This is a genomic window from Cellulomonas sp. Leaf334, from assembly GCF_001424195.1.
Taxonomy (GTDB): domain Bacteria; phylum Actinomycetota; class Actinomycetes; order Actinomycetales; family Cellulomonadaceae; genus Cellulomonas.
Window position 1 is genome coordinate 1,222,843 of the sequence record NZ_LMOO01000001.1, and the last position, 21,102, is coordinate 1,243,944.

General features: G+C 71.4%; 14 protein-coding genes and 1 tRNA gene. 6 read left to right on the forward strand and 9 right to left on the reverse strand.

The features are described 5' to 3' along the window. Positions 1-25: 25 nt before the first annotated feature. The 4 genes from fdhD to ASF78_RS05425 all read left to right on the forward strand — a co-directional run bounded on the left by fdhD (position 26) and on the right by ASF78_RS05425 (position 5,581). A complete protein-coding gene (gene fdhD, locus ASF78_RS05410; protein ID WP_056585525.1) occupies positions 26-868 on the forward strand; it encodes a formate dehydrogenase accessory sulfurtransferase FdhD in 843 nt (280 codons plus the stop codon). Further along, the gene (locus ASF78_RS05415) at positions 868-3,138 is read left to right on the forward strand and encodes an FdhF/YdeP family oxidoreductase (protein WP_056585527.1); all 2,271 of its coding nucleotides are present in this window, start codon (positions 868-870) and stop codon (positions 3,136-3,138) included. Before fdhD ends, ASF78_RS05415 begins: the two co-directional genes overlap by 1 nt. Before the next feature lie 170 nt (positions 3,139-3,308). Then, the gene (locus ASF78_RS05420) at positions 3,309-4,469 is read left to right on the forward strand and encodes a DUF1611 domain-containing protein (RefSeq protein ID WP_235518401.1); all 1,161 of its coding nucleotides are present in this window, start codon (positions 3,309-3,311) and stop codon (positions 4,467-4,469) included. Then, positions 4,466-5,581 carry an alanine/ornithine racemase family PLP-dependent enzyme gene (locus ASF78_RS05425; RefSeq protein ID WP_056585529.1) on the forward strand — a complete coding sequence of 372 codons (1,116 nt, stop codon included), beginning with the start codon at positions 4,466-4,468 and terminating at the stop codon, positions 5,579-5,581. Before ASF78_RS05420 ends, ASF78_RS05425 begins: the two co-directional genes overlap by 4 nt. Before the next feature lie 65 nt (positions 5,582-5,646). Here the strand turns inward: ASF78_RS05425 and ASF78_RS05430 are convergent, their stop codons facing one another. The 3 genes from ASF78_RS05430 to ASF78_RS05440 all read right to left on the reverse strand — a co-directional run bounded on the left by ASF78_RS05430 (position 5,647) and on the right by ASF78_RS05440 (position 11,312). Continuing rightward, positions 5,647-7,701, reverse strand: a complete 2,055-nt coding sequence (locus ASF78_RS05430; RefSeq protein ID WP_156374046.1) for a cellulose binding domain-containing protein — start codon at positions 7,699-7,701, stop codon at positions 5,647-5,649. Between the two features lie 147 nt (positions 7,702-7,848). After that, complete coding sequence (locus ASF78_RS05435) at positions 7,849-9,156, reverse strand: glycosyltransferase (protein ID WP_056585531.1); 1,308 nt, start codon at positions 9,154-9,156, stop codon at positions 7,849-7,851. Next, the gene (locus ASF78_RS05440) at positions 9,153-11,312 is read right to left on the reverse strand and encodes a glycosyltransferase (RefSeq protein WP_056585533.1); all 2,160 of its coding nucleotides are present in this window, start codon (positions 11,310-11,312) and stop codon (positions 9,153-9,155) included. The genes ASF78_RS05435 and ASF78_RS05440 overlap by 4 nt, the downstream gene beginning before the upstream one ends. Positions 11,313-11,464: 152 nt before the next feature. Between ASF78_RS05440 and ligD the strand changes: the two genes are divergently transcribed. Further along, complete coding sequence (gene ligD / locus ASF78_RS05445) at positions 11,465-12,430, forward strand: non-homologous end-joining DNA ligase (RefSeq protein WP_056585535.1); 966 nt, start codon at positions 11,465-11,467, stop codon at positions 12,428-12,430. A 29-nt stretch (positions 12,431-12,459) separates the two neighbouring features. Here ligD and ASF78_RS05450 read toward each other — a convergent pair whose 3' ends face one another. From ASF78_RS05450 to ASF78_RS05470, 5 genes are all read right to left on the reverse strand, one after another. Further along, positions 12,460-12,888: a nitroreductase family deazaflavin-dependent oxidoreductase gene (locus ASF78_RS05450; RefSeq protein ID WP_056585537.1), complete on the reverse strand. Its 429-nt coding sequence runs from the start codon at positions 12,886-12,888 to the stop codon at positions 12,460-12,462. A 116-nt stretch (positions 12,889-13,004) separates the two neighbouring features. Beyond that, positions 13,005-13,244, reverse strand: a complete 240-nt coding sequence (locus ASF78_RS05455) for a DUF4242 domain-containing protein (protein WP_235518402.1) — start codon at positions 13,242-13,244, stop codon at positions 13,005-13,007. Between the two features lie 90 nt (positions 13,245-13,334). Continuing rightward, a complete protein-coding gene (locus ASF78_RS05460) occupies positions 13,335-15,926 on the reverse strand; it encodes an AAA family ATPase (RefSeq protein WP_056585541.1) in 2,592 nt (863 codons plus the stop codon). 201 nt (positions 15,927-16,127) lie between these two features. After that, positions 16,128-16,201 (reverse strand) — tRNA-Met (locus ASF78_RS05465). A gap of 99 nt (positions 16,202-16,300) precedes the next feature. Then, entirely contained in the window at positions 16,301-19,285 is a 2,985-nt protein-coding gene (locus ASF78_RS05470) for a UPF0182 family protein (protein WP_056585543.1), read from the reverse strand. 147 nt (positions 19,286-19,432) lie between these two features. Between ASF78_RS05470 and ASF78_RS05475 the strand changes: the two genes are divergently transcribed. After that, the gene (locus ASF78_RS05475; protein ID WP_056585545.1) at positions 19,433-19,978 is read left to right on the forward strand and encodes a PPA1309 family protein; all 546 of its coding nucleotides are present in this window, start codon (positions 19,433-19,435) and stop codon (positions 19,976-19,978) included. Here the strand turns inward: ASF78_RS05475 and ASF78_RS05480 are convergent. Then, positions 19,975-21,081 carry a PDZ domain-containing protein gene (locus tag ASF78_RS05480; RefSeq protein ID WP_056588209.1) on the reverse strand — a complete coding sequence of 369 codons (1,107 nt, stop codon included), beginning with the start codon at positions 21,079-21,081 and terminating at the stop codon, positions 19,975-19,977. The two genes, ASF78_RS05475 and ASF78_RS05480, sit on opposite strands and share 4 nt — an antisense overlap. Positions 21,082-21,102 lie beyond the last annotated feature (21 nt).

Below are 21,102 nucleotides of genomic sequence, written 5' to 3' on the forward strand. Positions count from 1 at the left end.
GGGCACCGACGAGCGATAGTGAGGCATGCAGAGAATCGCGGTCCGACGACGGGTGACGCGGATCGACCTGGGCGGCGGCGCGCGCCGGGTCGAGGACGTCCTCGCCGCCGAGGAGCCCCTGGAGATCCGCGTCGGCGGCCGGTCGCTCGCCGTCACCATGCGCACCCCAGGACACGACGTCGAGCTCGCCGCGGGCTTCCTCGTGTCGGAAGGTGTGGTGACCGCCGCCGAGCACGTCGTCACCGCGCGGTACTGCGCCGGCACCACCGACGAGGGCGTCAACACGTACAACGTCCTCGACGTCACGCTGGCCCACGGTGTCCCCGCGCCCGACCCGAGCCTCGAGCGCTCGTTCTACACGACGTCGTCCTGCGGGCTGTGCGGCAAGGCCAGCATCGACGCCGTCCGCACGCACTCGCACTGGACGGTCGACGACGACGGGCTCGTCCTGCCGGCCGACCTCCTGGCGACGTTCCCGGACCGGCTCCGCGAGCACCAGGAGGTGTTCGCCACGACGGGTGGGCTGCACGCAGCGGGCCTGTTCGACGGCACCACGGGTGACCTGCTGGTGCTCCGCGAGGACGTCGGCCGCCACAACGCCGTCGACAAGGTGGTCGGCTGGGCGCTCACGAACGGTCGGCTGCCGCTGCGGGGCACGGTGCTCATGGTCTCGGGTCGCGCCTCGTTCGAGCTCACGCAGAAGGCGCTGATGGCGGGCATCCCCGTCCTCGCGGCCGTCTCCGCGCCGTCGTCGCTCGCCGCGGACCTCGCGCACGAGTCCGGCATCACGCTCGTCGGCTTCCTGCGGGGGTCGTCGATGGTCGTGTACTCGCGGCCGGAGCGCGTCGGCGTGCAGGTGCACGTCTGATGGCCCGCGAGCCCCGGTTCAGCGTCCACCCGCCCGAGGCGTGGGCCGTCGGGCTGCCGTCGGTCGTCAGCGCCATGACGTACGCCCTCGACGGCATGGGGCCCGGCCGCGCCCTGAAGCTCCTGACCAAGGTGAACCAGAAGGACGGCTTCGACTGCATGAGCTGCGCGTGGCCGGACCCGGAGCACCGCGGGAGGGTCGAGTTCTGCGAGAACGGTGCCCGCGCGGTCACGTGGGAGGCCAGCACGGCGACCGTCCCGTCGTCGTTCTGGGCGGAGCACTCCCTCACCGACCTGCTGGACCGGTCGGAGTACTGGCTGGGCCAGCAGGGCCGGCTCGTCGAACCCGTCCACAAGCCCGCCGGCAGCGACCACTACGTCCCCATCAGCTGGGTCGACGCGTTCCGTCTGGTCGCCGGGAAGCTGCGCGGGCTCGACTCGCCCGACCAGGCCGCGTTCTACACCAGCGGTCGCACCGCCAACGAGACCGCGTTCGTCTACCAGCTGTTCGTGCGCGCCTTCGGCACCAACAACCTGCCCGACTGCTCCAACATGTGCCACGAGTCGACCGGCACGGCGATGCTCGCCACGGTGGGCGTCGGGAAGTCGACCATCGCGTACGACGACTTCGCGCAGGCCGACCTGATCATCGTGATGGGCCAGAACCCCGGCACCAACCACCCACGCATGCTCACCGCGCTCGAGAACGCCAAGCGGCACGGCGCGACGATCGTCTCCGTGAACCCGCTGCCCGAGGCGGGCCTGCGCCGCTACAAGAACCCGCAGACCGTCCGCGGGATCGTCGGCCGCGGGAGCGACCTCGCCGACCAGTTCCTCCAGATCCGCAGCGGGGGCGACATGGCCCTGCTGCAGTGGGTCTCCCGGCGCGTCCTGGAGGCGGAGGACCGGAACCCCGGCACGGTCCTCGACCACGAGTTCCTCGCCGAGCACACGCTCGGCCTCGACGAGCTCCGCACCCACCTGGCGACCCTCGACGACCAGGAGGTGCGCACGGCGACCGGGCTGACCGTCGAGGAGATGGACCGGCTGGCCGACCGCTACCTCGCCGCCGACCGCGTCATCATCACGTGGGCGATGGGCCTGACCCAGCACCGCAAGGGCGTCGACACGATCAAGGAGATCATCAACCTCCTGCTGCTGCGCGGGAACATCGGCAAGCCCGGCGCCGGCGCCTCCCCGATCCGTGGGCACAGCAACGTCCAGGGCGACCGCACCATGGGCATCTGGGAGCGGATGCCGGACAGCTTTCTCGACGCCCTCGGCGCCGAGTTCTCGTTCGAGCCGCCGCGTCGCCACGGGCTCGACTCCGTGCAGTCCATCCAGGCGATGCAGCGCGGCGAGGTCAGGGTCTGGTTCGCCCTCGGCGGCAACCTGGTCGCCGCGATCTCCGACACCGCCGCCGCCGAGGCAGCGATGCGCGGCACGGACCTGACCGTGCAGGTGTCCACCAAGCTCAACCGCTCGCATGTCGTGACCGGTGCCGAGGCGCTCATCCTGCCGACCCTCGGACGGACCGACGTGGACCTGCAGGAGACCGGACCGCAGTTCGTGTCCGTCGAGGACTCGGTGTGCGCCGTGCACGCGACCCACGGACCTCTCCCGCCCGTCTCGGACCTGCTGCTCTCCGAGGTCTCCATCGTCACCCGGCTCGCCCGCGCCGTCCTCGGCGACGACGGGCCGATCGACTGGGCCGGGTTCGAACGTGACTACAACCTGATCCGCGACTCGATCTCCCGCGTCGTGCCCGGGTTCGCCGACTTCAACCGGCAGGTCCGACGCGAGGGCGGGTTCGTCCTGCCGAACGGTCCGCGGGACTCCCGCACCTTCCCGACGGCCACCGGCAAGGCGATGCTCACGGTCAACCACCTCGTCCCCGTCGAGTGCCCGCCCGGCCGGCTGATCCTGCAGACCATCCGCAGCCACGACCAGTTCAACACCACGATGTACAGCCTCGACGACCGCTACCGCGGCATCCGGGGTGGTCGTGACGTCGTCTTCGTCAATCCCGGGGACCTCGCCGGCCTGGGCCTCGCCGACGGCGACCGCGTCGACATCGCCAGCGAGTGGCCCGGCGAGCCCGACCGCTGGCTCCGCGGCTACCGCGTCGTCGCCTATCCGACCTCCCGCGGCTGCGCCGCCGCGTACTTCCCGGAAGCCAACATCCTGATCCCGCTGGCCAGCACCGCGCTCGGCAGCAACACCCCGGTCTCGAAGGCGATCGTCGTCCGGCTGGAGAGGCGTCCCACCTGAGGGTCGGTGCGGCCGAACGGGCACCGGTGCAGGAATGTCGACGTCGAGCGACTACTGTCAGGGCTGTCGGCAACTTTTCCGGCACTCAGTGCAGACCACTCGTTGACCGTTGGGCGCACCGCCCGGCCACGATCCCGTCGCCTCCTCTGAGCCTTCTCAGAGGGAACACCTTGTCTGCGCTCACCACTGATCCGTCACGTCTCGACGAGGCCGCCCCGGCCGCTCCCTTCGCCCTGCCGGCCGGCTCGACAGCGGTCGTCTACTGCGAGGGCCAGTTCGGCGAGCAGGACGGCAAGACCGGCAACGGCCTGGTCCGCCACTCGGAGAAGTACGAGATCCTCAGCGTCATCGACAGCAGGTCCGCCGGTGCCGACGCCGGGACGTTCCTCGACGGGGTCCCGAACGGCATCCCCATCGTCGCCACGCTGGGCGACGCGGTCGCCGACGCAGGGTCCGTCCCGGACTACCTGATCTGCGGTCTCGCACCCGCGGACGGCCTGCTGTCCGAGGCCCAGCGCGTCGTGCTGCTCGACGGCATCGCCCGCGGCATGCACGTCATCAACGGTCTGCACGAGTTCCTCAACGACGACGCCGAGTTCGTCGCCGCCGCGCTGATCGCGGGGGTGACCATCACGGACGTGCGTCGCCCGAAGGCCACGCGCGACCTGCACCTGTTCTCCGGCCGGATCTTCGACGTCACCTGCCCTCGGATCGCGGTGCTGGGCACCGACGGCGCCATCGGCAAGCGCACCACGGCGACGCTGCTGGTCCAGGCCCTCAACGCCCAGGGGATCCACGCCGTCATGGTCGGGACCGGCCAGACCACGTTGATCCAGGGCGGGAAGTACGGCGTCGCCCTGGACGCGCTCGTCCCGCAGTTCTGCTCGGGCGAGGTCGAGCACCAGGTCGTCGCCGCGTTCGAGGGTGAGAACCCCGACGTGATCGTCGTCGAGGGGCAGGGCGCCCTGAGCCACCCGGCGTACCTCACGTCGGGCCACATCCTGCGCGGCAGCCGCCCGCAGGGCGTCATCGTGCAGCACGCGCCGAAGCGTCAGGTGCTCGGGGACTTCCCGATGGTGCCGATGCCGACCGTCGCGAGCGAGATCGCGATGATCGAGGCGTTCGCGCAGACCCAGGTGATCGGCGTGACCATCAACCACGAGGACATGACGGACCTCGAGCTCGACCGGTCCATCAGCGACCACCACCTCGAGCTCGGCCTCCCGGTCACCGACCCGCTGACCCGGCCCGGCCAGGACCTGGTCGACATGGTCCTGCTCGCGTTCCCCGAGCTCGCACCGAAGGTGGCACCCCGCACGTCGATCCGGTGAGCGCCCCCCGGATCGAGATCGACCTCGCTGCGGTCGAGCACAACACCCGCGTCCTGGTCGACAGGTTGGCGACCCGCGACGTCCGCGTCACGGGCGTCACGAAGGCCACCCTCGGATCCCCCGCGGTCGCTGCCGCGATGATCCGGGGCGGGGTGGCCGGTCTGGGCGACTCCCGCGTCGAGAACCTCGCTCGCCTGGACGTCCCGGTGCCTCGCACCCTGATTCGTTCACCCATGATCAGCCAGGCGGCACAGGTGGTCCGCACCGCGAGCGCCAGCCTCAACACCGGACCCACGGTCATCGCCGCCCTCGACGACGCCGCGACCCAGGCGGGCCTCCGTCACGACGTGATCCTGATGGTCGAGCTCGGCGACCTCCGCGAAGGGATCGCCGTCGACGACGTGGCGGCAGCCGTGCAGGTCGTCCTGGGGTCACGGTCGCTGCGGCTGCTCGGCCTGGGAGCCAACCTGGCCTGCCAGAACGGCGTCGTCCCCGATGACACGAACATGGCCGTGCTGCACCGGATCGTCGAGGCGACCGAGGCGCGCCACCACCTCACCCTCGACGTCGTCTCCGCGGGCAACTCCGCAACGCTCGACTGGGCACTGACCACGACCCGGCTCGGACGCACCAACGAGCTGCGTCTCGGGGAGTCGATCCTGCTGGGCACCGAACCACTCCGTCGCACGCCGGTCGCCGGCCTCAGCACCGACGCCTTCACGCTGGTCGGTGAGGTCATCGAGGTCGCCGAGAAGCCCGCGCGACCCTGGGGGAACCGGGCACAGGCGGCCTACGGCGAGCCGCCGGTGTGCATCGGGCGGGGAACCCGCCGCCAGGCGATCGTGGCCCTCGGACGCCAGGACGTCGACCTCGACGGCCTCATCCCGCCGGCAGGCGTCACCGTGCTCGGGATGAGCAGCGACCACCTGGTCCTCGACCTCGGCGACCACCAGGTCGGGGTCGGCGACGAGCTCCGGTTCGGGCTCGGCTACGGCGCACTCGTCCGCGCCATGACGTCGCCGTTCGTGACCCGAGCCGACGGTGCGGGGATCCCGGCCCTCGGGCCGGGTGTGACCACGACCCGTCCGCCCGCCGGGTCCCTCCTCGCCTGAGCGTTGCGGCCGCCCGCCTCAGCGGCTCGCGCACGTGGCGGCGTGAGAGCCCCCCGTGATCCCTCTCACGTGGTCGTCGTGCAGAGCGTGCCATTGAGCGTGAACAGGTTCGGCAGGACGTTCGGGCCGCCGTAGTTGCCGACGTACCCGACGTTCACCGTGGCACCCGGTGCGATGGTGGCGTTCCAGTCGACGTTGGTCGCGGTCACGGCGTCGCCGCTGGCGGTCCAGGTCCCGTTCCAGCCGCCGCCGAAGCTCAGCCACGGTCGGGGGAAGGTGAACCCGAGGGTCCAGCCGTCGACCGCGACGTCGCCGGTGTTGGTGATGTCGACGCTGCCGACGTGCCCGTTGCCCCAGTCCGAGGCGTTGGTCAGGCGGACGCTGCACCCGCTCTCGGCGGGGGTGCCGGTGACGAACGCGACCGCGGGCGTCGACCAGCTCTGGGCACCGGCCTTGTCCGTGGTCACCACGGTCACGGTGTACCGGCTGCCCGGCTCCAGACCGGTCAGCGTCGTGGAGGTGCCGGTGACGTGACCGACCAGCCGGGCGTCGTCCCCGTCCTGGAGGTGGACGTCGTAGCCGGCGGTGCGGACGCTGGCCGGCACCGCCTTCCAGGTGACGGTCGCCGTGCTGTCGGTCACTGCGGACACGATCGGGGTGCCGGCCGTGGGAGGAAGCGTGCGGGAGAGCTTCGGCTTGATCGTGAAGGTGGTCAGCGAGTACGCCGGCAGGGTCTGCGACGCAGCGGTGCCCGTACGGCTCTCGACGATGCCGGTGCCCCCGTTGAGGTACGTCCAGACCTTGGGCGCGTTCGGCGACGGCGTGTATCCGGCGTAGTCGACGGCGACGGTCCGCGCACGGTCGGGATCCTCGTTGAGCAGCATCACCGCGAGCTCCCCGTTGGGCCGCCGCACGGCGTGCCCCCGGACCGCCGGGTCGTTCGTCGTGACCCGCAGCAGCTGGTCCCCCGCGTTGGCGAACCTGTCGAGCAGCGCGAGCGCGTGGTACGGCGCGAACGGGGTGTTCAGCGGCGGTTCGCAGACCGAGCCGTCGGCGTTGCAGCTGCCGCTGGAGAACAGCCCGAAGTCGCCGTAGTCGGTCTGCCCGGCGACCGTGCTCACCGTCCCGATGCCGTTGCGGACGTTCCACCAGTCCACGGTGAACACCCCGGCAGCCCACAGCGCGGGCAGCGTGTCGGCAGCGAACAGGGCACCCGGCTGGGTGTTGATGCCGAAGCCGGCGTTGAGCTCGGTGAGCGAGATGCCGATCCGGCCGGAGCTCGCCCCGGCGTGCCGGGTGATCTGCGCGCGCGTCATCTCCGCGATGTCGACCACCTGCTCGGGCTTCGCCAGCGCGTCGCCGGCGTCGGTACCACCCGGGTACCAGTGCAGGATCACAAAGTCGATGGACGGCCCCGCGATCGACAGCACGGTCTCGTTCCAGGGCGCGGAGTCGCCAGGCCCGACGATGTTGTCCGGCCAGTTGCCCGGCGTGGTCAGCACGGCGCCGATCTTGATCTTCGGGTCGACCGCCTTCATCGCCGCCGCGTAGGCGACGACCTCGTTCGCGTACTGCGTCGGGCTCTTGTCCTCGTGGTCGTCGGCCTCCCAGCTCGTGCCGTAGTGGCCGTTGCCGTAGTTCTCGTTGCCGATCTCCCAGTACGTGACGCCGTACTTCTTCGTGACGTTCGCGTACCGGACCCAGCCGGCGGCCTCCTCGGCCGATCCGGTGCCGTAGTTCGCGATCACGATGGGCTGGGCGCCCGTGCGCCGGGCCCCCGCCATGAACGTGTCGAAGTCCGTGTTCGGCGCGACGTACCCGCCCGGCGCGGTGTGGTCCTCCCAGTGGTAGATGTCCGCGTACGACCCACCGGGGTACCGCAGCATCGTCACCCCGGCCGCCTTCAACAGCGTCGACGTCTCCGGGCTGCCCAGCTCGGTGTCCCAGATCGCGTGGTTGGCACCCGTCCCGAACGTCGGGACCGTGCCCAGCCCTGCGTGGGCGTCGACGGTGACGGCGACCGGCTCCTCGGCCGCGACGGCCGGGCCGGCACTGACGAACCCGCCCGCGACGGACACGGCCGCAGCCACGACGACGGCGGTCAGGCGGCGCACGCTCATGGGGGAAGCTCGCTTCGATCGGCGGGTCGGCGACGCGGACGGGCCCACCCTGGGACACCGACGTCGGCCGGTCCAGGGTCCTAATCATTTCCAGCGGGGAACCAGCCCGCGCCCACAGACAGGCGTCACGCAGACGCCCGCCGCACCTCAGCTGATCGCGACGGTTCCGACCGCGCGGAACGTCCTGGCCGGCCCGGAGTCCTGAGCGAGGGAACCGGCCGCCGCCGCGAGGAGGTCCGCGCCGGCGCCCGTGAGATCCAGCAGCCGCAGGAGCGCGTCGCGCACCTCACCGACCGAGGCCCGGTTGGGGTCGAGCACCTCGCCGACACCGACCCGCTCGATGGCCGCGGCACCGGCGAACTGGTCCGTCGAGAACGGCAGGACCAGCATCGGCGTCGCGGTGCCGACGGCCTCGGTGACCGAGTTATTGCCCCCGTGCGTCACCAGCACGGACGCCGTCCGCAACAGGCGCACCTGCGGGAGGTACTCGCGCACGAGCCACCCGTCGGGCAGCTCCCCCAGCTCGGACACGGGTGTCGCGCCGCTGGCGATCGCGGCCCGCACGCCTGCCCCGCGAAGCGCCGAGACCACGGTCCGCAGCACGTCGGAGCGGACCGAGAGGAAGCTGCCGAAGCTGACGTAGACGAACGGCTCCGCGGTGCCGAGCCACGCGTCGACCTCGGGGTCGGCCGGCTCGGCACGGAGGCTGCCACCCAGGTACCGGTGCGGCGGGAGCTCCGCCGCACGCTCCGGAGCCGCCAGCTCCTCGGGGTAGTGGAAGAGCACCAGAGGACCGTGCAGGGCGAACGCGTCGTCGACCGGCGCCCGCCCCGGCGCGAGCTCGGCGCCGGCGCTGTTCCACTCGACCGTGAAGCCGGCGGCCACCCGTCGGCACAGCACCTCCAGCTCGGCCAGCTCGGCCGGGTCGGGATCGAAGGCTCGCGGCCACCGCGGCGGCAAGCCGTAGACCTCGTCGCCCACCGGCAGGGCCGTCGGGTGCCCGAGGACGACGTCGGCGTAGGGGACGTCACCCGCCCACAGGCCGAGGCGCGCCCCGTACGCGAGGTGGTCGACCAGGATGGCGTCGGGGCGCACGGCCTCGACGACGTCGAGAGTGGCTCGCGCCTTCTCGACGGGCCGCCACATGAGGTCGACCAGCCGCTCCCGCGCCTGGTACGCGAGCGTCGGAACCATCCCGAGCCGGGTGGCGTCGAAGAACCCGCGCAACGAGTCCGCCTCGTCGTCCGGCTGCTTCTCGGCGCGGATCACCCCGGGGTTGGACCCGCGGCCCAGCTGCAGGAACGCCCTCTCGTAGCCGAACGAGGTGGCGATGCCCGCGGTGGCCTCCCCGCTGGCGACGACCACACGCTCCCCCGCGTCGCGCCACGCGGCGCCCAGGGCGGCCAGCGGGAGCAGGTGCGAGGCGTAGTCCGGGCTGATGATGAGCAGCGTCATCCCGGGCCGACCAGGGCCGACCGGTTCGCGACCTCGTCGGCCGCGACCCGTCGGTAGAGGTCCCCGAGCGTGCCTGCCATGCGCTCGATGGTGAAGCTCTGTGCAACTGTCGAGCGGGACCGGCCCGCACGCCGATCATCCGTCTCGGCGAGCGAGGCGTCGAGCGCGGACCCGATCGCCGTGCGCAGACGGTCGACGTGCCACGTGGCGGTGAGGAAGCCGGTGTCGCCCTCCTCCACGTACGTCGCCGGGCCGCCGCCGTCGGGCGCCACGACGACGAGGCCGGACCCCATCGCCTCGAGCAGCGCGATGCCGAACTCCTCCTTGAGGCTCGCGCAGACGTAGATCCCCCGCGGCGAACTGCGCCCGGGCAACCCCGTGCGCGCGGCCGCGACCCAGCGAGCGACCACGTCGTTCGGTCGATGGCCTGGGAGCAGCAGGCCCGCGGCTTCGCGCTCGGTCGCGGGCACGGCGGCATCGATGAGGTCCAGCTGCTCGCGTTCGTCGGCCGTCGGGTGCTCCAGGTCACCACCGACGACGAGCAGGTTGGCCCGATCGCGAAGACCGCCGCTCGCCCACGCCTGCACGAGCGTGGCGACACCCTTGACCCGGTGCAGACGCCCGACGCTCACGATCAGCGGCAGCGGCCGGCGCTCGCTCGGCAACCCGTCGACCAGAGCGCGAAGCTCCGCCAACGCGTCCGTCGGCTCGCCGCCCGCGGCGTATGCCTCTGCCTCTGCCACGGCGCGGTCGACGACGACGAGGTCCACACCCTCCGGGACGATCGTGTGCCGCTCGGGGTGCGCCATGACGTCGATCCCCACCAGCTCGCGCATGTCACGGCGCAACGCCGGACGAGGGAACAGGACCGTGTGCGCGGCGTTGGCGGCAAGCCGCTGCACGAGCCGAGCGCGGAACCAGAAGTGCTCGGCTGCGTCGACCTCCCCGAAGTTCTGCCGGGTCAGGCGGCCGGCCAGGTCGAGCGACTGGATGACGGCGTGCGGGTCGGGCGCGACCGTGAACACGGTGGGGATGTCCAGCTCGCTCGCGACGTCGGCAGCGGCCAGGCTCCCGACGTCGGCCATCCGCAGGTGGAGCAGGTCGAGCCCGCCCGCGGCACGCAGGACCCGCCGGATGCCACGACGCGCTGACACGCGCAGCGACCATGCCGCGGCCATCGGGACCGGCTCGCGCCGGAGCGGGACCCGACCATAGTGGTGCCCGCTGCCGTCCAGCGCCCCCAGGTCGGCGACGGCCTCCACGACCGATCCCCGCGAGATGGTGATCACCCGGTCCACCGGTCGCGTGAGGAGGTCCGGGGCGACGAGCGCATCGCCGAGCCGCACCAGCAGCGTCGCGATGCCGCCGTTGTCGCCCGCCCCGGCCGCGGTCAGGCCCGCGTCGATGTCGGCGTGCAGGAACAGCTGAGCGACGCTCAGCCCAGGGCGCGCGGGCTCCCGCCGCCACGACGCGGCAGCCTCGATGTCGACGAGCGCGAGCCGGGCGACGTCCGCCAGCTCGTCGTCCCCGGCGGCCAGGCCGTCGAGGAGCCCGACGACGGCGCCGTCACCCGGGCGCTGACCGAGCGCGGCGACCGCCGCGCCGCGCACCAGCCCGTCCTCGCCGGTGTCACCGGCGAGCTCCAGGAGCGGCCGGACAGCGACGGCGTGCCGCACGAGCCCGAGGGTCTCCACCACGCGGGCCCGCGCCTCCGGCTCGGTCACCCCGAGCAGCGCCGCCTCGAGGCCGACGGCCACCTGCTCCGGCGCGCCGGAGGACCACTGCTCCAGCGTCCGCTGGGCGAGCATCCCGCCGAACCCGCCGACCCGGGTCATGCCGACGAGGCGCGCCACCGCGTCCGCACGTGGCAGCCCCGAGCCCAGCACCCACGCGGCGTGCTCGCGCATGAACGGCCGGTCGTCGGAGAGCAGCCGGGCCACTGCGCGTGAGGCCTCGTCGTCGCCGATCTTTCCCAGCGCGTGCACCGCGGCGATCGCCACCAGCTGGTCGGCGTCGAGCAGCGCACCCCGGAGCACCCGGATCGTCCGGACACCGGGGTCACGAGTGCTCTCGAAGGCGAGCTCGTCCGCGAGCCGCATGCCCTCGACGATGCGCGTCGCTGCGCGAAGCTCGTCGAGCGAGGTCTGGATGCCCACGGGGTTCCTCTGCAGGGTGGTTGGTGCCGGACCGACGAGACCGTCGGTCCAGCCCGGCCGATGCTAGGTCGGCTGACGAGGACCGGCCCGTCGAGTTCCTGGCAAAGCTCTCAGGTTCCAGCCGCGAGGCGCCCTGCGCGCTTGAATGAGGCATGGCCCCGGAACACTCACCCGCCGTCGAGCTCGAGGTCGGGTCCCGCACCGTGCGGCTCTCCAACCCCGACCGCATCTACTTCCCCGCCAGCGGGGCGACCAAGCTCGACCTCGCCGGCTACTACCTCTCCGTGGGCGACGGGATCGTGCGTGCGCTGCAGGAGCGCCCGTGCATGATGCACCGCTACCCGACGGGTGTCGCCGGGGACAAGGTGCACCAGAAGCGGTTGCCACGCGGCGCCCCGTCGTGGATGGAGACGGTCGAGGTCTACTTCCCGCGCTTCGGCCGCACCGCCGACGAGCTGTGCGTGACCGAGCTGGCCCACGTGATCTGGGCGGTGCAGATGTCGACCGTCGAGTTCCACCCGTGGAACAGTCGCCGTGCCGACACCGAACGCCCGGACGAGTGGCGCATCGACCTGGACCCCATGCCGGACTGCCCGTTCGACCGGGTGCGGCGGGTCGCGCACGTCGCGCACGAGGTCCTGGACGAGCTGGGCGCCGTCGGCTGGCCGAAGACCTCCGGCGGCTCCGGCCTGCACGTCTACGTCCGGACGAAGCCCGAGCACGGGTTCGCCGACGTGCGCCGAGCAGCGCTCGCGTTCGCGCGGGAGGTGGAACGCCGGGCACCGGACGACGTCACGACCGCATGGTGGCGGCGCGACCGGGACCCGTCTCTCGTGTTCGTCGACTACAACCAGAACGCCCGCGACCACACCATCGCCTCGGCCTACTCGGTCCGCGGGACCCCGGACGCCACCGTGTCGACGCCCCTGCGCTGGGACGAGATCGACGACGTCGACCCCCGCGACTGCACCCTGCGCACGGTCCCCGCCCGCTATGCCGAGCTCGGCGACCTCCACGCCGGCATCGACGACGCGGTGTTCGACCTCGCACCGCTCCTCGGCTGGGCCGAGCGCGACGAACGCGACGGCGCCACGACGCCCCCGGACGACGACGTGTGAGCCGACCGCGTGGACGCTCGATCCTCGGCTCAGCCGACCGGGTCGAGCACCAGGACGGGAATCTCGCGCCGCGCCCACAGGCGATAGGAGCTGAAAGCAGGAAAGATCTCCTCCCCACGTCGGTAGCACCTCTCCCGCTCGGCTCCGTGCAGCTCGCGGGCCACCACGTCCCGGGTGGAGCCACCGAGAACGATCGTGGCGCGGGGATGGGCGCGCAGGTTGTGGTACCAGGACGGGTGGTGCGCTCGTCCGAAGTTCGAGGCGATCAGGATGACCCGGTCGCCGTCGGGCAGCGGGAGCACCGGCACGGTCCGCAAGATTCCCGTTCTCGCTCCCGTTGTCGTGAGCATCGCGATCTCGAGACCGGACAGCCACCCTGACGCGGTCGTCCGACGGGACGACAGCCGGTAGACCACCTCGTCGAGAGGCTGCTGGATGACGCCGTACAGCTTGGCCATCGGGCGTGCAGCCGCTTGGCGCCGGACGATCCGCCGCCCAGGTCCTGCCTGCCGGTAGCTGTGATTCAGCTCGCTCGGCTCTCCGCGGTCGCTCATGGCGCAGGGGACCTAGCCGGTCAGGCGCCTTCGACGACCTGATAGATCTCGTCGGCCACGAGTCCGTGCGCCTCACGGTGCACGGACTGGGCCGCGTCGGCCGTCGGGGCGTCGACGAGGCAGAAGATCTTGGCGTGCTTCTCGTCGACCCAGTAGCGAAGGTACTGAACACCCTGGGGTCCCTGGGTCTGCAGGTCGGCGGCGTGGGCCTTGGACACGTCGTCGAGGGTGACGGGTGCATCGAGGGTGTGGACATCCATGAAGAGGGGCATCGAACTGCCTTTCGCGTCGGTCGTGACTGGGATCCCAGGACATCTCGACCGACCGGGTCGCCGCATCGGGAACTCGCCCTAGATTGGCGGCCGGCTCTCCGGCTTCACGATGCCCAGCTGGCGCGCTCGGGCGGTGGCTCGTGCCCGGGTCGGGACCTCCAGCTTCTGCAGCACCGCCGAGACGTGGTGGCCGACCGTCTTCGGTGCCAGCACAAGGGTGTGGGCGATCTCGTGGTTGCTGAGCCCCTCACACAGCAGGTGCAGCACCTCAAGCTCCCGGGCCGTCAGACCGTGTGAGTCGTCCGGTGCCGGCCTGGGCCCCCGCGGAACGGGCACTCCGCGTCGCTGCCACTCCCGCGCGGCTGCTCGCAGTGTCGCGCTCCCACCGAGCTGGACGAGCAGCTCGTGAGCGGTGCGGGCATGGGCGGGATCGTCGGATCCGGCCAGTGTGATGGCGTGCCAGAACGGGTCGCCGATGCTCTCCCAGATCTCTGCTGCCTCGGACCACCGGCCGGCGAGCATCAGGTCGAAGGGCGGAGCGATGGGCGAACCCTGCCGGGGATCGTCCGACAGCACCGACCACCAGGCGAGCGTACCGATCCACCAGCCGTTCCTGGTCTCGCACGCCGCCACCCAGGCGCGGTCGATCTCTGCCTGCACCCTGTCGGGTTGGTCGCGGATCCACGCGGCCTCGGCACGGACCATCGCGACGGGGACCGTGAGCTCAGGGTTGCGCCCGCGGCTGGCCAGTGCGAAGGCCTCGTCGAGGTGGTCGACGGCGTCAGGGTCCCCGCGCCTGATCCCGACAGTTCCGGCGACGAGCAAGGCGGTGCCCCGGCTGGCGCTCGAGCCGCGGTTCTCGAGGATGGGTCGGCACCGGATCAACGCCTGCTCCCACTCTCCTGTCATCAGCTCCAGCTCGGCGGCCATCGCCTCCATGTTGAGCCGCCAGGTGTCGAGGTCGCGCTTCAGGGAGTAGCCGATCCCGGCCGCGAGGTAGTCGCGCGTCTCCGCGACCAGGTGGTGACTCAGCGTCGCCGACGCCAGGTTGTTATAGGTCCGTGCCGTGTGCTCGTGGGCCTCGTTCTCCAGGCCCCGGTCCAGGCTCGCCTCCAGCACGGCACGGCCCTCGTCCAGGCGACCGGACGAGCTGAGCGCACTACCGATGTTGGTCTGGGCGTGCATGACGACCTCGTCGGCACCAAGGTCGGTGCCCAGGCTGATCGCGCGCCGTCCCCAGGCGATGGCACCCTCGGCGTCGCCGGCCAGCACGCACAGCTGGGACATGTTGCTGAAGGCCATCGCCAGCGGTTCGCTCGCGGACACCTTCTCGAGGGTCCGCACCGCCTCGTTGCCGTACTGGTGTGCTTCTCGCGTGTGACCCAACACCCAGCTGATGCGGGAGCACCACCGCAACGCCACCCCGACACCCAGGGTGTCGCCCGCGGTCCGGTGCAGGTCCAAGGAGGTCCGGCTGCATTCCAAGGACTCCTCGAACAGCCCGGTGAGATAGCACTCGAAGGCGAGGTCGGCGAGGAGCTTCGCCTGGTCGCCGTCGGAGAGCCGGGTGCGATGTCGCACAGCGGCCTGCAGATGTTGCACCGCTTCGGCGTGGGCTCCCAGATGCGCTGCCTGCCTGCCGGCCCGGGGTGCGTGCACGAGGATCGCGTCCGCGTCCCCCGCCCGCTCGGCCAGTGTGGCCAGGAGCCTTTCGTCGGTGCTGGAGTGCACCTCCAACCAGTCCAGCGCCCGCGCCGCCAGAGCCGTGGTGGTTGCCAGCGAGAGGGCGTCCAGGACCACCTGCCGAGCCAGGTCGTGACGGAAGTCCACAAGTCGGTCGGTGCAGACCAACAGACCGCCGCGGAGACACTCGTCGAGCTCACGGGGGTGGACCCCGGCGGTCGCGAGCACGAGGTTCGAGTCGGACCTGCCGAGCACGGCCACCGCGTCGAGGACGGTGCGACCGGGCGGTGAGAGTCGCGCGGCCCGGCTCAGCACTGCGTCGCGCAGACCAGCGGGGAGGCGATCGGTGCCGGCCGCCAGCAGCTCGCTGACGAAGAAGGCGTTCCCCTCGGTCCGGTGGAACAACACGTCGACGTCGACTGCGGCACCGACCTCCCGTACCCACTGCTCGACCGCCGACCGGGTCAGGCTCGGCACCGCGAGCCGCACGGTCGTGGCACACGACGCCAGGTCCCCGAGGACGAGTGTCAGAGGATGGCCAGGCCCGAGCTCGTCGCTGCGGAGCGTCACCAGGACCAGCACGGAAACGTCCCGCACCCGTCGGCCGAGGTAACGGATCATGTCCAGGGTCGCCTCGTCAGCCCAGTGTGCGTCCTCGATGACGAGGATCGTGGGTTGATCGCCGAGCGCCGAGAGCACTGCGGTGTAGAGCACCAGTCGGTCCGGAGCTCCCCGCAACTGGTCGGCGACGTCGGGGCCGAGCGCGTCGGCGACGTCGGTCAGTGGGCCCATCGGCCGTGCCGGCACAGCCCCGTCGCAGACCCCGCACATCACCCGGACGTCGCTGTCCGACGTGAACTGCTCCACGAGTGCGCTCTTCCCGATGCCGGCTGGACCGTTGACCAGCACCATGCGCCCCCGACCCCTCGTGGCTTCGGCGAGGTAGCCGGTCAGGGCTGCAAGTTGAGACTGGCGTTCGAGCAGCACCCCTCATCGAATACCCCACCGTTGCGACAGCGCAATCGATTCTCGATGGATGCCTGGATGCGGCGCTCGCTTGCTCGATGCGCTCGATACCGCGCTCGGCGATCAGTCCGCCCTTCCCGCCCGGCTGCGTGCGCGGCAGGAGGGCAGGGTTGCGTCAACGACGAAGGCCCGGACCATCAGGTCCGGGCCTTCGTCTTCTTGTAGCGGGGGCAGGATTTGAACCTGCGACCTCTGGGTTATGAGCCCAGCGAGCTACCGAGCTGCTCCACCCCGCGTCGGTGGTTACAACTTACCTCACCCGTCAGGGGGGACCAAATCGCAGGTGCCCGGCCGGTGGTGGCGTACGTCACCTCCACCGACCGGGCGCCGTGCGGTCACTCGTCGAGGCGGGCCTCCGCCTCGAGGGCGCTCTGGACGGCTGCGTCGAGTCGCTGCTGCGCCTCGCCGTAGGCGGCGAAGTCGTTGCGCGCCAGCGCCGACTGGCTGTCCGCGATGGCCTGCTTGGCCTGCTGCAGGGCCCGGTCGAGGTCCGCCCGTGCGGTCGCCTCCTCGCCGGTCTCCGTCCCGGGGTCGGTGGGCGCGGCCGTCTCGCCGTCCGTCGGCTCGTCGGTCGGTTCGTCCGTCGGCGGGGTCTCGGCGTCCGGGTCGGTACCGGCGTCGCCGGCGTCGGCGCCCGAGTCGCCGCCGAACACCTGGTCGAGGGCGCCGTCGAGGGTGTCCGCGAACCCGATGTCGTCACCGAACGCGACGAGCACGCGTTGCAGCAGCGGGAACGTGGTGCCGGACCGCGCCTGCACGTAGACCGGCTGCACGTACAGCAGGCCGCCGCCCATGGGCAGGGTCAGCAGGTTGCCGCGGACCACCTGCGAGTCGCCACGGCCGAGGATGTTGAGCTCGTTGGACACGTCCGGGTCGGCGACGAAGTTGTTGTTCACCTGACCGGGTCCGGGCACCGTCGAGTCGCGTGGCAGCTCGAGCAGGCGCATCTTGCCGTAGTCCGGGGACGGTTTGCCGTCCTCGTTGCCCGCCTCGGCATCGACCGCCAGGTACCCGGTCAGGACGTTGCGCGCGTTGGTGCCGGTCGGGATGAACGACGACATCAGCGAGAAGCTCGCCTCGTCCTGGTCGGGCATCCGCAGCGTCAGGTAGTACGGCGGCTGCGGGACGGCGACGCTGCTGGTCGGGTCGTTCGGGTTGGCCCAGAAGTCGTTGCCGGAGAAGAACTGGCCGGCGTCGGTCACGTGGTACCGGGCGAGCAGGGCGCGCTGCACCTTGAACAGGTCCTCGGGGTAGCGCAGGTGGCTCATCAGGCTGCCCTTGATCTCGGACAGCGGCTGCAGCGTGGACGGGAAGACCGAGTCCCAGGCCTGGAGGATCGGGTCCTCGGCGTCCCAGGCGTACAGCGTGACCGAGCCGTCGTAGGCGTCGACCGTGGCCTTCACCGAGTTGCGGATGTAGTTCGCGGTCTTCGGCTGGAGCGCCTGGACGGTCTCGGACGTCTCGGTCAGCGAGTCCGTCGTGGCGTCGTCGAGCGACCTCGGCTCCGAGTACGGGTACTGGTCCGACGTCGTGTAGCCGTCGACGATCCAGACGACCTTCTCGTCCACGACCGCGGGGTACGCGCGGCCGTCGAGCGTGAGGTACGGCGCGACCTTCTGGACGCGGTCGCGCGGGTCACGGTCGTAGAGGATCTGCGAGTCGCTGGTCACGCGGTCCGAGAAGAGGATCTGCTCCGAGCCGAACTTCAGCGCGTACAGCAGCTTGGTCAGCGGGTTGCCGATCGACGGGCCGGCCGAGACGTCCTGCGTCGGGAACGTGCTGTTGACGGCACCCTCCGAGTCGTCGGCCGGGTAGTCGAGCTCCCACGGCCGCGCCCCTTCGGGGGCACCGACGATCGAGTAGAGCGGAGCCTTGGGGCTGAAGTAGATGCGCGGCTCGTACTCGCCCATCTGCCCCTGCGACGGGATGCCCTGCTCCCAGAAGTTGGGCGCGCCGCGCCCCGCGGTGGTGTTGCCGTAGGCCGCGACGACGCCGTAGCCGTGGGTGTAGACCGTGGTGTCGTTGGTCCAGTTCCGCTGCTGCGCGTCGAGTCCCTCGAGGGACAGCTCGCGGACCGCGATCACCGTGTCGCGGCTCTCGCCGTCGATCTCGTACCGGTCCACCGACAGCGAGTCCGGGAAGTCGTAGAACGCGCGGATCTGCTCGAGCTGCTTGAACGACGGGCTGACGATCTGCGGGTCGAGGAGACGGATCGAGGCCGTGGTGTCGGCGTCGGCACGCAGCGCGCCGGCCTCCGCGGTCACCTCCGCGTCGTACTCGGTCTTCTCGACGTCTTCCAGGTCGTAGGCGTCGAGGGTGGCGACGATGTTGCGCTGGATGAACTCGGACTCGGCGTCCTGCTGGTTCGGCTGCACCTGGAAACGCTGGACCACTGCGGGGTACACGCCGCCGACGGCCACGGCCGCCACCACCATCAGCCCGACACCGATCGCCGGGAGCCGCCAGTTTCCACGGATCGCGGTCGCGATGAACATCACTGCGACGAAGATCGCGATGCCCGCCAGGATCGCCTTCGACGGGATGACGGCGTTCACGTCGGTGAACGAGGCGCCGGCGAACTTGCGGCCCGTCTTGGTCAGGATCGAGAACCGGTCCAGCCAGTAGCTCGCGGCGATGAGCAGCATGAGCACGGCGGCGATGACCGACAGCTGGATGCGCGCCGCCTTCGTCGTCCGCGGTGCGCCGCCGCGTGCGCCACCGACCCGCAGGCCGCCGTAGAGGTACTGGGTGGCCAGGGCGCCGATGCCGGAGAGCACGACGACCGCCATGAGGAACGAGACGACGAACCGCAGGCCGGGCAGCGTGAAGAGGTAGAAGCCCAGGTCGATGCCGTACTGGGGGTCGGTCTTGCCGACTGTGCCGCCGTGCAGCCACAGCTGGATGGTCTGCCACTGCTGGGACGCCGCGGCACCGGCGAACAGGCCGAGGACGGCGGGGCCGACGATCATGACCAGGCGGCGCAGCGGTTCGATGGCCTCGCGGTACTGGTCGAGGTTCGCCTGCTCCTGCGTCGACGGCGCGTACACGGGGCGCGACCGGTAGCCGAAGTTGAGGCTCCACCAGACGGCGCCGCCCATGACGAGGAACCCGAGCACGAACAGGATCGCGCGTGTGCCCCACTCGGTGCGGATCACGTTGCCGAACCCGAGCTGCTGGTACCAGAGGACCTCGGTCCAGACCTGGGCCAGGATCAGCACGGCGACGACGAGCACCCCGAGGACGACGAGCGTGGGGGCGAGCGCTCCGCGTCGGCGCGGACGCGCCGGGCTCGGGCGGGGCGGCGGGCTTCCGAAAGTCACGGCGTGGCAGTCCTCGTCGTCGGCAACAGGTGAGTACAGATCAGCACGGGTGTGCCCGTGCCGGGCGACGACACAGAACGCCGCCACTCGCACGGGAGAACGTGCCGGTCGAGGCACAGGTTCCCACAGGAATGCGACGATGAACCTGTGAGTGAACCCTCCCCCGACCTGACCGCGCTGGCCGACTCCGTCCGCGAGATCGAGCACCACGTCGCCGAGGCCGGGTGGGACGGGCCCGTCCGGGTCTTCGCGCTGGTCCGCACGCAGGAGATGCTGCGCACGGAGCCCGGGCTCGCCACCCAGCTCGACCCGTCCGTCCTGGCGTCCGCCCGGGAGCAGCCGTGGCACCTCACGTCGGTCGAGCAGGAGGAGCTGCCCGCCGCGCCGGACCTGGAGACGCTGCTCGCCGGTCTGTCGTGGCCGTCGACGGTGGACGGGATGGCGGTGACCGTCGAGCGCGTCGTGCTCCCGCCGGCCGCCGAGGAGGCGATGCCGCAGGACACCGACGCCGCGCTGGAGTACCTGCTCGCCCATCCCGAGCGCCAGGACGTGCGGCTCGTCGTGGGCGCGCTGCGCGACGGCCCGTCCTGGTGCGCGGTGCGCAGCCGCGCGAACGACACCGCCGAGCAGGTCGGGCAGGGCCCGGACCTCGTGCCCGGGCTCGTCGCGGCGGTCCGGTCGACCCTCGACTAGGACGTGCAGGTGGGCAGGTCGTCCGCCGCGCCGGCGCCGATCGCCGTGATGGCCTCCCGCGCCTCGTGCAAGGTCTCGATGCGCACCACGCGCAGACCGTCCGGCACGTGGTCGACGACCTCGTCGCAGTTCGCGGCAGGGGCCAGGAACCATGTCGCACCGTCGCGCACCGAACCGGCAAGCTTCTGCCGGATGCCGCCGATGGGCCCGACCTCGCCGGTGACGTCGATGGTGCCCGTCCCCGCGATGTCCTTGCCGTTCGCCTCGTCCTCCGGCGTCATCTTGTCGATGATGCCGAGCGCGAACATGGTCCCCGCGCTGGGACCGCCGATGTCGTCGATGCTGATGGTCACCTCGACCGGCATGTCGAACGCGGGGTCGATGAACACGCCGATCTGTGCGCCGCCGTCGGGCTTCTCCGTGGTCACGATCGGGATGTCGACCGACTGACCGTGCCGCCGGACGGTCAGGGTCACGGTGTCCCCGGCCTCGACCGCGTCGAGCAGCCCGATGAGCTCCTGGTAGTCGGGCACCGCGGTCCCGTCGAGGGCGACGATGACGTCCCCCTCCTCGATGTTGCCCTCCGCGTCGGACCCCTCGACCGTGCCGGCGACGACGAGCGTCGCAGGGACCTCGTAGCCGAGCTCGGTGAGCGCGGCGACCGCGGCGTTCTCCTGCGAGGAGACCATCTCGGCGGTGTTCGACTCGTCGATCTCGTCCTGCGTCCGGTCCGGCGGGTAGAGCAGCTCGACCGGCTGGACGACGGCCCACGGCGAGAGCCAGCCCTGCAGGACCCCGACGACGCTCGACGGGAACCCGGGACCGCCCGTGCCCGACACGGTGGTCAGGCGCAGCTCGCCGGTCGACTCGAACGTCTCGGCGCCCGAGATCTGGATGAGCGGAGTGCCGTCGTGCTCGCCGAGCACGTCACGCGTGGGTCCGGGGCTGCTGATCGCGTACGGCACCGGGAGCACCACGAGGACGGCCAGGAGCAGCGCGGTGACCATCATGCCGACCGAGAGGGTGAGCGACCGAGGGCTGATGCGTTCGGGCTCCGCCTGGTCGGCGTCGACGGCGAAGGGTGAGGTGGGCTGGTCGAGCACCCCCACATCATCCCCCGGCTC